We start from the raw sequence: 12,826 nt of genomic DNA on the forward strand, positions 1-12,826 counted from the left end.
TCAGGCGTCCTTGGCGATCATGTAGCCAAGACCGCGCACGTTGCGGATCAGCTCCGCGCCGAGCTTTTTGCGCAGCGCATGAATGTAGACCTCGACGGTATTGCTGCCGATCTCCTCGCCCCATCCGTACATTTTTTCTTCGAGCTGGCTCTTGGAGAGCACCGCACCGGGCCGCGCGATCAACGCTTCGAGCAGCGCGAATTCGCGTGCCGACAGGGCCACTGGCGCGCCGTCGAGCGTGACCTGATGCGAGGCGGGATCGAGCGTGAGGTTGCCGTGGCGAATCGTCGAATCGCTGCGGCCCGATTGACGGCGGATCAGCGCGCGCATGCGGGCGCCGAGCTCGTCGAGATCGAAAGGTTTGACAAGGTAATCGTCGGCGCCGGCGTCGAGGCCTTTGACGCGATCGGCGACCGCGTCGCGCGCGGTGAGGATCAGCACCGGCGTGGCGTGGCCCTTCGCGCGCAAGGTGCGCAGCACGTCGAGCCCGTCGCGTTTTGGCAGGCCGAGATCGAGCAGCACCAGATCGTAAGGTTGGCCGGTCGCCGCGCTGAGCGCCGCGTCGCCGTCTTCCACCCAGTCGACTGCGAAGCCTTCACCGCGTAGCGCCTTGCGCACGCCTTCGGCGATCATCCGGTCGTCTTCGACTAGCAATATGCGCATGGTTAGGTCGGTCCCGAAACATTTGATGATGCCGCATTCTAGCGCCCGGCCCCGGCGTGCGCGCCACGCAACGCTTTTTCACCGCAGCTTCGCGGCATGTCTCTACAATGAGCGCTTTGCGTGGCGCCGCGGTTTTCCGCACGTTACGCGACGCTTCGACACACTCTGGCTTGCCGCGCGCCGCCGCGCCCCGAAATCCTGCTTCTTCGCCTGTCCATGACGCACGCTTTTTTCTCTGCTTTTTTGCCCGCCCTTTTACCTTCCGCCGCACGCCGTATGGCGCTGCGTTCTCGCTCTTCTGCTTCTGCCGTTGCTTCTGCCGCCTCCCCGTCACGCCGCTTCGCGCCGCGCACAGCGGCGTGGCTGCTCGCCTGCGCCGCGCTCGGCAGCGGCGCGGCGCTGCCGCTTGCCGCGCAGGCGCGCATCAAGGCCGCCCATCCGAGCGTCAACGTCACCACAGTGCTGCCGCAAGCAGTCATGGTCGGACTGCAGCGCGCGCACGTGCCGTTATCGTCGATCAGCGTGGTGGTCGAAAAAGTCGGTGACCGCACGCCGATCGTCGCGCTGAATGCCGGCAAGCCGATGATGCCCGCCTCGACGATGAAGCTGGTCACCACCTACTCCGGCCTGTCGATCCTCGGTCCCGACTATCGCTGGCGCACGAGCGCCTATGCAGACGGCACGCTCGACGCCAACGGCGTGCTGCACGGCAATCTGTACATTCAGGGCACGGGCGATCCGAAACTCGTGCCCGAAGAACTGATCGATCTCGTGCAGAAGATCCACAAGGCGGGCATCACCGGCGTCGACGGCGCGCTGGTGCTCGACAAACGTTACTTCGACACCTCCACGCGCGATCTGCCGCCGTTCGACGACGACGCCACCGCGCCATACAACGTCGGCCCCGACCCGCTGCTGTACGCCTTCAAATCGCTGTCGTTCACGTTGACGCCCTCCCCGGACGGCAGCGTCGCAATCGACGTGCTGCCCGCGCTCTCGCAGTTGCAGATCGACAATCAGATGCACGCCGTCAACGGCCCGTGCCGCGGCGACACCGCCTCTGTCTCGCCCACCGTGACGCCCCAGCCCAACGGCACCGTAGTGGCGTCGTTCGATGGCGAATACTCGGTACGATGCGGTCCGCGCACGATCAATGTCGCAGTGCTCGACCACACCGCGTTCTTCGCGGGCGGCTTCCTCGCGCTGTGGCAGCAAACCGGCGGCACCTTCAACGGCGCGACCCGCGAGGGCGCCGTGCCGGTCGGTGCGCGCCTCGTCGCTACGCATCAGGGGCCGGTGCTGTCCGACATCGTTCGCGACATCAACAAGTTCAGCAACAACACGATGGCGCGCAACCTGTTCCTGACGATCGGCGCGGCCGAAGAAAAGCCGCCCGCCACGCCCGCCAAATCGGCGCGCGCGATCGAGGCGTTTCTACGCCGCGACAGCGTCGACATGCAATACCTGACGCTCGACAACGGCTCGGGCCTGTCGCGCGACGAGCACGTGACCGCGCTCTCGCTCGCCGATCTGCTGCAGCGGGCCAATGCGAGCCCGGTTGCCCAGGTGTTCGTGGAGTCCCTGCCGATTGCCGGCGTCGACGGTACGATGCGCAACCGACTGACCAACCAGGGCGCGGGCGGCAATGCGCATATCAAGACCGGCACCCTGCGCGACGTGCGGGCGATCGCCGGCTACGTGGCCTCCGCGGACGGCAATAGCTACGTGGTGGTGAGCCTGATCAACGACCCGCATTCGGAGGCCGCGCGCGCTGCGCACGACGCCTTGCTCGAATGGGTCTATCAGGGTCCGTCCCAGGGATTCACCAAGGTCTCCGACACCGTCGCCGAGCCGCGCGGCAGCAAGCCCAGGAAAAACCCGCACAAGCGCGCGGCCCATTGAGGATTCCTTCTATAGAACCCGCGCGCCGCAACGCGCCCAAGCGTGTACGCTGTCGGGCAGTGTTTGAGGCGCGCGTGAAACGCAACGCGTCGCGCACGAGCCGCGCAACCGTTACGGTGACGTGGCCCGATCAAACGAAAACGACAACGTCCGCTGCGGCAAACGCAGCGGCCAGGGACCACGGAGGAAGACACCATGCAATTCGATGCCGAATTGCTGCTGCTCGCCATGGCGCCAGTCTTTCTCGCATGCATTGGCTGGGAGGCGTGGCACCTGCGGCGTACGCGCCCCGGCGCGCAGCTCTATAGCTGGCGCGACACGCTCTGCAACGCCGCGCTCGCGTTGATGCAGCAAGCCGCCGACAAGCTCGCGTGGCTCGCTATCATCCCCGTCTACGCGTTCTTCTACGATCACTATCGCGTCACCACGTGGCCCGCGACCTGGGTGTCGTTCGTCGTGCTGTTCGTCGCTCAGGATCTGCTTTATTACGTGTTCCACCGCTGCAGCCATCGGGTGCGCTGGCTGTGGGCCGCGCATGTCGTGCATCACTCGTCGGAGCGGATGAATTTCTCGACCGCATTCCGCCAGAGCCTGATGTATCCGATCGCCGGTATGTGGCTGTTCTGGATTCCGCTCGCCGTGCTTGGCTTTCCGCCGAAGCAGATCGTCGCCATCGTGCTGATCAACCTCGGCTTCCAGTTCTTCGTGCATACCCAGGCGATCGGCAAGCTCGGCTGGCTCGAATACGTGTTCAACACGCCGTCGATTCACCGCGTGCATCACGCGCGCAACGACCGCTACATCGACCGCAACTATGCGGGCGTACTGGTGATCTGGGATCGCCTGTTCGGCAGCTATGTCGAGGAAGATCCGCACGAGGCGCCGGTCTACGGCATCGTCGAGCCGCTTCACACGTATAACCCGCTGAAGGCGACGTTTCACGAATGGGCCTCGATGGCCGCCGATTTCGTGAGCGTGCGCGGCTGGCGCAACAAGTTGCGCGCGCTGTTCGCACCGCCTGCATGGGCCGCGGATTATCACGCAGGCCGCACGGCCGGTGCGGGTACCCACGTCGCGTCGTCAGGCGGCGGCAGTTCGAATATCGAAGACAAGCATACGGCCGCGCTGCAAACCCCGCGCAGGCCGTAGAAGATTCTGTAAGCTGTCGTCACGCCGCCGACGCGGTGGGCGCTGCCTGCAACACATGGCATCAGGGCCACACATACGAGGAGATGTAGTCAACATGAAACAAACAGCATCGAAGCAACGCAAATTCGTCCGCGTCACGCAGATCGCCATCGCCAGTGCTGCGTTTGCGCTACTCGCGGCTTGCGGGGGCGGCAGCGATAACAACAATTCGAACAGCGGCAGCACGCCGGCGGGCGGCGTGAAATTGCAGGTCGTGTCGTTCGGCGACAGCCTGTCGGATGTCGGCACGTATGCGCCGGTGATTCAGTCGAGCTTCGGCGGCGGCCGCTTCACGACCAACCCGGGCGAAGTGTGGACCCAGAAGGTCGCCGAGTACTACGGCGGCACGTTGACTGCCGCCTACGTGGGCGGCTTCGGCCAACCGCTGGTCGCGACGGGCGGGCTTGGCTACGCGCAAGGCGGCTCGGACGTCGTCAACCCGCAAGGTGAAGGTTGGGCGCCGAACAACATGGCGGCGACGACGGTGCCGGTGGTGACTCAGGTGGCAAACTACCTGAGCGCGCATACGAGCTTCAACGGGAACCAGCTCGTGCTGGTGAACGGCGGCGCGAACGACATCTTCCAGTTCTCGACCGCTGCCAATCTGACGGCGCTCGGTACCGCGCTGCAGACAGCCTTGTTGAAGGGCCAGGTGCCCAACACGCAAGCGGGCCAGGTCGGGTTCATCGTCGCCTACCTGCAGCAGCAGCCGAACCCGCAGATCGCTCAGGCCGCCGCCCAGTTGGCCGCGCAGGTCCAGACCATGGTCAGTTCGGGGGCGACCCACGTGGTGGTGTCGACGGTGCCTGACATCGGCAACACGCCGCAGGGCGTCCAGGCCAACGTGGCCTCGCCGGGCGCGGCTGCGCTGCTGACGGGGATTACCGCGGCGTATAACTACATGCTGGTTCAGCAGATGACCACGCTCGGCCTGCTGGGTACGGGCAAGGTCATTGTGGCCGATGCGTTCACGTGGCTCGATCAGCAATTGCCGAACTACCAGGCGCTGGGTTTCACGGTGTCCAACACTGGCACGGCGTGTAATCTGACGTCGATGGTGGCTAACGCAACCGCGTACGCTACGGCCAATCCGAGCGCTACGAACGGGTTGACTCCTGCCCAGTATGGCGCCCAGTTCGGCTCGTCGTTGTTCTGCTCGCCGCAGACTTATACGGCGGCTGGCGCCGATCAGACGTATATGTTCGCGGACCTGGTGCACCCGAGTACGCATACGCACGCGTTGTTCGCGCAATTTGTGCAGCAGCAGATTGCGGCGACGGGTTTGGGGAAATGAGTTGAGGCGGGGCCACTGTGTGGGCGGGGTTTTTTTGCCTGCGGCGGTGGCCTTTTCTTGATCTGGCTTCTTTGGCTTTTTCTTGATCTGTTTGTCTGCGGTGTTGGCCTTTCCTTGCTTTGTTATTGGATTATTAGCGTTGCCCCTGTGCGGGGCGGCACCTACTTTTCTTTGCCTGCCGCAAAGAAAAGATAGGCAAAAGAAAGCGGCTCAAACCGCCAGCTCTTAAGCGGGTCCCCCGCACAGCCACGGTAGTGGTGCATCTGGAATCTGTGCTCTCGCACATTCCGCCCTGGTGACAAGGCACTCATTCTTCCGGCGGCGCTGCGCGCGCCGAACCGTACTTCATAAAACCACCCGCTGAACTCTCCCTCCCGCGGTTCACCCAGTTCCCCGATTTGTCGGCGCGTCACTGCTCCATCGCTCCGTTGTGTCGGTGTCGGTGTCGGTGTCGCGGGCATAAATGCAGCCGCCGCAGCGAATGCAACGCGTCGACATTTCATTTGAGGTGGGGTTTGCCAATAGCGGCGAGAGCGCTTCGCCGAGGCGAAGCCGATGGCCCCCGCTACGCGAAACGAAGCCTCTGGTTTCCCATGCAGACCCGTCCGCGACGCACGCAGTGCGGAGTGGGAGCGAATGAATGCTTTGTCACTTGCGCGGAGTGTGCGAGGACACAGATTCCAGATGCACCACTACCGTGGCTGTGCGGGGGACCCGCTTAAGAGCTGGCGGTTTGAGCCGCTTTCTTTTGCCTATCTTTTCTTTGCGGCAGGCAAAGAAAAGTAGGTGCCGCCCCGCACAGGGGCAACACTAATAAACCACTAACACAACAAGGAAAGGCCAAAGCCGCAGACACACAACCAAGCGCCGCGCAGGCAAAAAAAAACCATCACTCTTGCGCCTCAAAAGCAGCCGCAGCCCGCCCTAACCGATCATTAACAGCAATCCACTCAATCGTATCCGGCAACTTCTCAATAAGAATCCGCGACACATTCGCGCGATCCAGCGCCCTTAACAAGCCATACAACTCACGCGCATACACGTGCGGATCCTCAGGCGCAGCGATGAAATGCACCCCCTCCGCATCCGCCCAATGCCCGGCACGTGACGCACGCGCGACCAGGGCGACACGCTCGCCCGCTTCACGCGCAGCAAGCAAAGGCTCGAGCGCGCCAAACGGCAACAAAGCCAACGGCGTACGCGGCGCATAGTGCGCCTTCAACGTACCGGACGCGCGCGGAGCCGTCGCATCCGACCCATCGGCCAGACGCGGTGCCTCGCCGAGCACATCGGCGATATCCTGCGGCGTTACGCGGCCCGGCCTCAACAACGCCGGAAACCCCCGCGACAGATCCAGAATCGTCGATTCGATCCCGACATCCGATGCACCCCCGTCCAGCACATGAATCGCGCCGCCAAACTCGTCGCGCACATGCTGCGCCGTGGTCGGACTCACATGACCAAAACGGTTCGCCGACGGCGCAGCTACCCCGCCATGCCCGCCGCGCAACGCACTGAATGCCTCCAGCAAAGCCTGGGCGACCGGATGTGACGGGCAGCGCAAACCCACCGAATCCTGCCCACCGCTCACCGCCGCATCAATTCGTGCCGCGCGCTTCAGGATCAAGGTAAGCGGGCCCGGCCAGAACGCGTCGATCAAACGCTGCGCCTCCGCAGGTAAATGCTCGACCCAATAGTTCGGATCGCCCTGCGGCGCCAGATGCACGATCACCGGATGATTCAACGGCCTGCCCTTTGCCGCATAAATGCGCGCGACCGCATCCGGATTTTCAGCGTCGCCGCCGAGTCCGTAGACCGTCTCCGTCGGGAACGCAACGAGGCCGCCCGCGTCAAGTAACGCGGCGGCGTGCTCGATCTGCGCGGCGCTCACCGGCAAGACGCTCGCGGCGCCGCCTTCGGCAGGTTTGCTTTGATCCGGCATGGCGTTCGCGTCAGCTCGTGATGATGTGCAGGAGCCGCGCGCAATCGCGCGCCGCCGTGCGGGCTTCTTCAAGCGTCGCGGCCGTGAAGTTCACGTGACCCATCTTGCGGCCGCAACGTGCCTCTTCCTTGCCGTACAGATGCAGGCGCGCCGCCGGCATCGCGGCGACTTCGTGCCATGGCGGCGTGACCGCCGCGCCCTTAGGACCGCCCGGAAACCAGACATCGCCGAGAATGTTCAGCATCACTGCCGGCGAGTGCTGGCGCGTGTCGCCAAGCGGCATGCCGGTCATCGCCCGAACCTGCTGTTCGAACTGGCTGGTCGCGCAGGCGTCGACGGTGTAATGGCCGGAATTGTGCGGACGCGGCGCCATTTCGTTGGCGACAAGCGTGCCGTCTTCGAGAATGAAGAACTCGACGCACAGCACGCCGACATAGCCGAGCTTGTCCGCGATCTGCAGCGCGGCCTGCTGCGCTTGCTCGACCAGCGTCGAGCTTGCATCCGGTGCGGGCACGATCGTGTGCGACAGCACGCCGTCGCGATGCGTGTTCTGCGCCAGCGGATACACCACCGACGCGCCGCTCGCCGCACGCGCGATCAGCGCGGACACTTCGAACTTCAACGGCAAGCGCTTTTCCAGCACACACGGAACACCCGCCAGCGACGCATGCGCCTCACGCACTTCCTCGGCGTTGCGCACGCGAATCTGGCCTTTGCCGTCGTAGCCCATGCGCGCGGTCTTGAGAATGCCGGGCAGGACCGCTTCGAGCTTCGCATCGTCTAGTGCGGCGAGCGCGTCCGATGATTCGATCACCACGTGCGGCGCCACCGTCACGCCCGACGACGCGATAAAACGCTTCTCGGCGATCCGGTCCTGCGCCACGGCAACGCAACGGCCGGCCGGGCTCACAAACGTGGTTTTCGCGAGAAAGTCGAGGCTCGCCGCCGGCACATTCTCGAACTCGGTCGACACCGCCGCGCACAACCGCGCGAGTTCGGTGAGCGACGCTTCGTCGTCGTAAGGCGCGCGGATATGGCGGTCGGCCACCGCGCCCGCGGGACTGTTTTCGTCCGGGTCGAGCACGGCAACACGATAGCCCATCGCCTGGGCGGCAAAGCAGAACATGCGGCCGAGCTGGCCGCCACCAACCATGCCAAGCCATGCGCCGGGCAGAATCGGTGAAACCGGTGTGTTGTCTGGGTTCATCTTAGTGGTCGGTCACGGCCGGATGCGCATGCAAAACGTGCAATAGCGGCACCCGGCCGGGGGTAGACATGGGGACGTCTAAAAGCAATCAGCCTTGGCGCTTACAGCGCCGGCAGCACCATAGCGTGGGCCGCTTCGTTCTGGCGCACGCGGAACGCAGCCAGTTTCTCCGCATAATCGGCACTCGTACCGCTCAGAATCGACACCGCGAACAGCGCCGCATTCGCCGCGCCCGCCTCGCCGATTGCAAACGTGGCGACCGGCACGCCCTTGGGCATCTGCACGATGGAGTGCAATGAATCGACACCCTTCAGATACTTGCTTGCCACCGGCACGCCAAGCACCGGCACCGTGGTCTTGGCAGCCAGCATGCCCGGCAGATGCGCCGCGCCGCCCGCACCCGCGATGATCGCGCGAATGCCGCGCTCACGCGCGCGCTCGGCGTATTCGAACATCTCGTCGGGCATCCGATGCGCGGATACAACCTTGGCTTCATACGGTACGCCGAATTCCTGCAGAATCGCGACGGCGTTCTTCATTACTTCCCAGTCGGAGCTGGAGCCCATCAGCACGCCAACAACGGGCGCGTCATGCGTATGGGCAGTCTGGACTTCACTCATCTTACGACTTCCTTGTTTCTTGAGAGCGCCCCCAGCCCTGTCGCTTCGCGTCAGGCCCCCGAGGGGTGATTCCCCAAGGGGACTTCCTTCGGGGCGGACTATTTGGGGCGGCCCGGCGTGGTCACACGCTGCGCGGATTCAACGAGCTGCGCGTAATCAGGCGAGCTTGTGCCCAGTCAGGCGTTCGAGCGCTTCCTGATACTTCTCGCCCGTCTTCGTGACCACGTCGTCCGGCAGCTTCGGCGCGGGCGGCTCTTTCTTCCACGGTTGGGTTTCGAGCCAATCGCGCACGAACTGCTTGTCGAACGACGGCGGGTTGGTGCCGACCTGATACTGGTCAGCCGGCCAGAAGCGTGACGAATCGGCGGTCAGTGCCTCGTCCATCAGGTACAGCTGGCCGTGGTTGTCCAGACCGAATTCGAACTTCGTATCCGCGATGATGATGCCGCGCGTGGCGGCGTAGTCAGCGGCTTCCTTGTACAGCTTGATCGAGATGTCGCGGATCGTGGCCGACAGTTCGGTGCCGATGCGGCGTTCCATCTCGTTGTACGTGATGTTTTCGTCGTGATGGCCCATTTCGGCCTTGGCGGCGGGCGTGAAAATCGGCTCAGGCAGCTTTTGCGCGTTTTGCAGGCCCGGCGGCAGTTCGACGCCGCACACGGAGCCGGTTGCCTGGTAGTCTTTCCAGCCGCTGCCGGCCAGATAGCCGCGCACCACCGCTTCGACGAGGATCGGCTCGAGGCGCTTCACCACCACCGCGCGGCCCTTGACCTGTTCGACTTCGTCAGCCGCCACCACGGATTCGGGCGCCACGCCCGTAAGGTGATTCGGCACCACATGCTTGAGCTTCTCGAACCAGAAGTTCGCCATTTCGTTGAGCACACGGCCCTTATTCGGAATCGGCTCGCCCATGATGACGTCGAACGCCGACAGACGGTCGGTCGTGACGATCAGCAACTGGTCGTTGCCCACCGCATAGTTGTCGCGGACTTTACCGCGGCCGAGTAGCGGCAGCGAGTGGAGCGTGGATTCGTAAAGGGTAGACATCGTCGTGGTTCGCTAAAAGTGGGGCAAAAAGTGTGACCGGAACAAAAGGGAAACGCCGTTCCCCGGATGATGCGGGAACGGCGATCGAACGACAACCTGGCCAATCAGCCAGGTGCAGAGCCTGGTTATAGCTTAGCGGACGACTTGCGCGAGGTCGCCAGATTTGTACTTCTCCGCGATTTTATCAAGCGAAACCGGCTTGATCTTGCCAGCCTGGCCTTCGCAGCCGAATTGCGTGAAGCGTTCGAGACAGATCTTCATCGCGGCTTCGCGCGCCGGCTTCAGGTAATCGCGCGGATCGAACTTGCCCGGATTGGTCGCCATGTAGCGGCGGATCGCGCCGGTAATCGCCAGACGCAGGTCGGTATCGATGTTGACCTTGCGCACGCCGTGCTTGATGCCTTCCTGAATTTCCTCGACCGGCACGCCGTAGGTTTCCTTCATGTCGCCGCCGAATTCGCGGATTTCCGCGAGCAGTTCCTGCGGCACCGACGACGAACCGTGCATCACCAGGTGCGTATTCGGAATGCGCTGGTGAATTTCCTTGATGCGCTGGATCGACAGGATGTCGCCCGTGGGCTTCTTGCTGAACTTGTACGCACCGTGCGAAGTGCCGATCGCGATCGCCAGCGCGTCGCACTGCGTCTGCTTGACGAAGTCGGCCGCCTGTTCCGGGTCGGTCAGCAGTTGCTCGCGGGTCATCGTGCCTTCCGCGCCGTGGCCGTCTTCCTTGTCGCCCTTCATGGTTTCCAGCGAACCGAGCACGCCCAGTTCCGCTTCCACCGTGATGCCGATCGAGTGCGCCGCTTCGACCACCTTGCGCGACACTTCGACATTGTATTCGTACGATGCGACCGTCTTGCCGTCGGCTTCGAGCGAACCGTCCATCATCACGCTGGTGAAACCGCTGCGGATCGCCGCCATGCAAACCGCCGGCGATTGGCCGTGATCCTGGTGCATCACGACCGGAATATGCGGATACGATTCGACCGCGGCTTCGATCAGGTGGCGCAGGAACGGTTCGCCCGCATACTTACGCGCGCCGGCCGACGCCTGCATGATGACGGGAGCATTGACCTTGTCGGCCGCGGCCATGATGGCCTGCACCTGCTCCAGATTGTTCACGTTGAATGCCGGAATGCCATAACCGTTTTCGGCGGCATGGTCGAGCAATTGACGCATTGATACGAGAGGCATGCTTAACTCCTTAGATTGAAACGAATTCTTGTGCCGTCGGCATCTTTTATGGCGATTTTATCGCGAAGCAAGCTGCATACCCGTTCACACATTCCCTAAAGCGCATCACTTGCGGACCTTTACCGCACGCGCGATTGGAGTCTGTGCGCCGCCTCTCGCGGGGCATGACAGCCTGCTTCGCTCAATCAAGCCTTGTCGCGGCCAGAGTTAGCGCCAAAGCCCTTACTCCGGCCCCATGCAACGCGTGCCGATCGAGCAGTCAGCCGATCAATACGGCTCGCCGACGCGCACGATCTTCAGCGTGTTCGTGCCGCCTGCCTGACCCATCGGCTCGCCGACGGTCAGCACCACCATGTCGCCGCGCGACGCGTAACCCTTGCTGACCACGGTTTCCAGCGCCTGCTGCAACGCCGTGTCGCGGTCGCTGCTGGTGTCCAGATGCAGCGACGTGACATTGCGGTAGATCGCCATTGCCCGTTCGCTGCCGACACGCGGCGTGAGCGCGAAAATCGGCACATGCGTCCAGTGACGCGACATCCACAGCGCGGTCGACCCAGACTCGGTCAACGCAACGATCGCCTTCGCACCCAGGTGGAACGCCGTGAACAGCGCGCCCATGGCGATGGACTGGTCGATCCGCGTGAACGTGCGGTCGAGGAAATCCTTGTCCAGTTCCGACTGTTCCGACTTCTCGGCTTCCACGCAGATCGCCGCCATCGTCTCGATGGTCTGAACCGGATACTTGCCCGCTGCGGATTCGGCCGACAGCATCACCGCGTCGGTGCCGTCGAGCACCGCGTTGGCGACGTCCGACACTTCGGCGCGGGTCGGCACCGGTGCGTAGATCATCGATTCCATCATCTGGGTCGCGGTGATCACGAACTTGTTCGATTCACGCGCCATACGAATCATGCGCTTTTGCAGCGCCGGAACTGCGGCATTCCCCACTTCCACGGCCAAGTCGCCGCGCGCGACCATGATGCCGTCCGATGCGTCGAGGATGCCCTGCAGCGCCGGAATCGCTTCCGCCCGCTCGATCTTCGCGATCATCTTCGGCTTGATGCCGTAGGGCGCGCCCGCGATGTTCGCGAGCTGGCGGGCCATTTCCATGTCGGTGGCGTTCTTGGGGAACGATACCGCGACGTAATCCACGCCGAGCGACATCGCCGTGCGGATGTCTTCCATGTCTTTGGCCGTGAGGGCCGGCGCCGTCAGGCCGCCGCCCTGGCGGTTGATGCCCTTGTTGTTCGACAGATCGCCGCCCACCTTCACGGTGGTGTGGATCTCGCTGCCGAGCACGCGCACGACGTCGAGCACGATCAGGCCGTCGTTGAGCAACAGCACGTCGCCCGGCTTCAGGTCGCGCGGCAGATCCTTGTAGTCGAGACCGACACGGTCGTCGTTGCCGAGTTCGCACTGGGCGTCGAGGATGAACGGATGGCCGGGAACGAGCGTGGTCTTGCCGTTTTCGAACTTGCCGACCCGAATCTTCGGGCCTTGCAGGTCAGCCATGATGGCAACTTCACGGCCGGCCTGGCGGGCCGCCTCGCGCACGAATTCGGCGCGCTGGCGGTGGTCGTCGGCAGTGCCGTGCGAGAAATTGAGCCGCACCACGTCGGCGCCTGCCTGAATCATTTGCAGCAGGATTTCCGGCGTGCTGGAAGCCGGTCCGATGGTAGCGACAATCTTGGTAGCGCGATGCATGAGTCTCCTCGTCTGGATGGGATCGCTGGAATGAGCGCTGCGAGTCGGATGCGGAGGCTGCG

General features: G+C 63.6%; 10 protein-coding genes. 3 read left to right on the forward strand and 7 right to left on the reverse strand.

Going from position 1 to position 12,826, the window contains the following annotated elements; genetic code table 11:
- A complete protein-coding gene (locus tag BCY88_RS38750; protein WP_120349360.1) occupies window positions 1-663 on the reverse strand; it encodes a response regulator in 663 nt (220 codons plus the stop codon).
- A gap of 276 nt (window positions 664-939) precedes the next feature.
- Here BCY88_RS38750 and dacB point away from each other — a divergent pair, with 276 nt between their 5' ends.
- The 3 genes from dacB (at window position 940) to BCY88_RS38765 (ending at window position 5,047) form a co-directional block, all read left to right on the forward strand.
- The gene (gene dacB, locus BCY88_RS38755) at window positions 940-2,565 is read left to right on the forward strand and encodes a D-alanyl-D-alanine carboxypeptidase/D-alanyl-D-alanine endopeptidase (RefSeq protein ID WP_259461672.1); all 1,626 of its coding nucleotides are present in this window, start codon (window positions 940-942) and stop codon (window positions 2,563-2,565) included.
- Between the two features lie 195 nt (window positions 2,566-2,760).
- A complete protein-coding gene (locus BCY88_RS38760) occupies window positions 2,761-3,714 on the forward strand; it encodes a sterol desaturase family protein (protein WP_120349362.1) in 954 nt (317 codons plus the stop codon).
- A 94-nt stretch (window positions 3,715-3,808) separates the two neighbouring features.
- A complete protein-coding gene (locus tag BCY88_RS38765; RefSeq protein WP_120349363.1) occupies window positions 3,809-5,047 on the forward strand; it encodes an SGNH/GDSL hydrolase family protein in 1,239 nt (412 codons plus the stop codon).
- 889 nt (window positions 5,048-5,936) lie between these two features.
- Here BCY88_RS38765 and BCY88_RS38770 read toward each other — a convergent pair.
- From BCY88_RS38770 to pyk, 6 genes are all read right to left on the reverse strand, one after another.
- Entirely contained in the window at window positions 5,937-6,989 is a 1,053-nt protein-coding gene (locus BCY88_RS38770) for an L-threonylcarbamoyladenylate synthase (protein WP_120349364.1), read from the reverse strand.
- 10 nt (window positions 6,990-6,999) lie between these two features.
- The gene (locus tag BCY88_RS38775; RefSeq protein WP_120349365.1) at window positions 7,000-8,196 is read right to left on the reverse strand and encodes a 5-(carboxyamino)imidazole ribonucleotide synthase; all 1,197 of its coding nucleotides are present in this window, start codon (window positions 8,194-8,196) and stop codon (window positions 7,000-7,002) included.
- Window positions 8,197-8,297: 101 nt separating this feature from the next.
- Window positions 8,298-8,816, reverse strand: coding sequence for a 5-(carboxyamino)imidazole ribonucleotide mutase (gene purE, locus BCY88_RS38780; protein ID WP_120349366.1), 519 nt, complete (start codon window positions 8,814-8,816; stop codon window positions 8,298-8,300).
- Window positions 8,817-8,972: 156 nt separating this feature from the next.
- Window positions 8,973-9,863 carry a phosphoribosylaminoimidazolesuccinocarboxamide synthase gene (locus BCY88_RS38785; protein ID WP_028196245.1) on the reverse strand — a complete coding sequence of 297 codons (891 nt, stop codon included), beginning with the start codon at window positions 9,861-9,863 and terminating at the stop codon, window positions 8,973-8,975.
- 132 nt (window positions 9,864-9,995) lie between these two features.
- Window positions 9,996-11,060, reverse strand: a complete 1,065-nt coding sequence (gene fba / locus BCY88_RS38790) for a class II fructose-bisphosphate aldolase (RefSeq protein WP_120349367.1) — start codon at window positions 11,058-11,060, stop codon at window positions 9,996-9,998.
- A gap of 267 nt (window positions 11,061-11,327) precedes the next feature.
- A complete protein-coding gene (gene pyk / locus BCY88_RS38795; RefSeq protein ID WP_120349368.1) occupies window positions 11,328-12,764 on the reverse strand; it encodes a pyruvate kinase in 1,437 nt (478 codons plus the stop codon).
- Window positions 12,765-12,826: the final 62 nt, after the last annotated feature.

Origin of the sequence: Paraburkholderia fungorum (genome assembly GCF_003610895.1) — a bacterium.
Classification (GTDB): Bacteria; Pseudomonadota; Gammaproteobacteria; order Burkholderiales; family Burkholderiaceae; genus Paraburkholderia; species Paraburkholderia fungorum_B.

Excerpts from the sequence above, each read along its gene's own strand:
- dacB (WP_259461672.1), top strand. The coding sequence starts at position 940 with ATGGCGCTGCGTTCTCGCTCTTCTGCTTCTGCCGTTGCTTCTGCCGCC.
- BCY88_RS38785 (WP_028196245.1), bottom strand. The coding sequence starts at position 9,863 with ATGTCTACCCTTTACGAATCCACGCTCCACTCGCTGCCGCTACTCGGC.
- purE (WP_120349366.1), bottom strand. The coding sequence starts at position 8,816 with ATGAGTGAAGTCCAGACTGCCCATACGCATGACGCGCCCGTTGTTGGC.
- BCY88_RS38775 (WP_120349365.1), bottom strand. The coding sequence starts at position 8,196 with ATGAACCCAGACAACACACCGGTTTCACCGATTCTGCCCGGCGCATGG.
- fba (WP_120349367.1), bottom strand. The coding sequence starts at position 11,060 with ATGCCTCTCGTATCAATGCGTCAATTGCTCGACCATGCCGCCGAAAAC.
- BCY88_RS38765 (WP_120349363.1), top strand. The coding sequence starts at position 3,809 with ATGAAACAAACAGCATCGAAGCAACGCAAATTCGTCCGCGTCACGCAG.
- pyk (WP_120349368.1), bottom strand. The coding sequence starts at position 12,764 with ATGCATCGCGCTACCAAGATTGTCGCTACCATCGGACCGGCTTCCAGC.
- BCY88_RS38760 (WP_120349362.1), top strand. The coding sequence starts at position 2,761 with ATGCAATTCGATGCCGAATTGCTGCTGCTCGCCATGGCGCCAGTCTTT.
- BCY88_RS38750 (WP_120349360.1), bottom strand. The coding sequence starts at position 663 with ATGCGCATATTGCTAGTCGAAGACGACCGGATGATCGCCGAAGGCGTG.
- BCY88_RS38770 (WP_120349364.1), bottom strand. The coding sequence starts at position 6,989 with ATGCCGGATCAAAGCAAACCTGCCGAAGGCGGCGCCGCGAGCGTCTTG.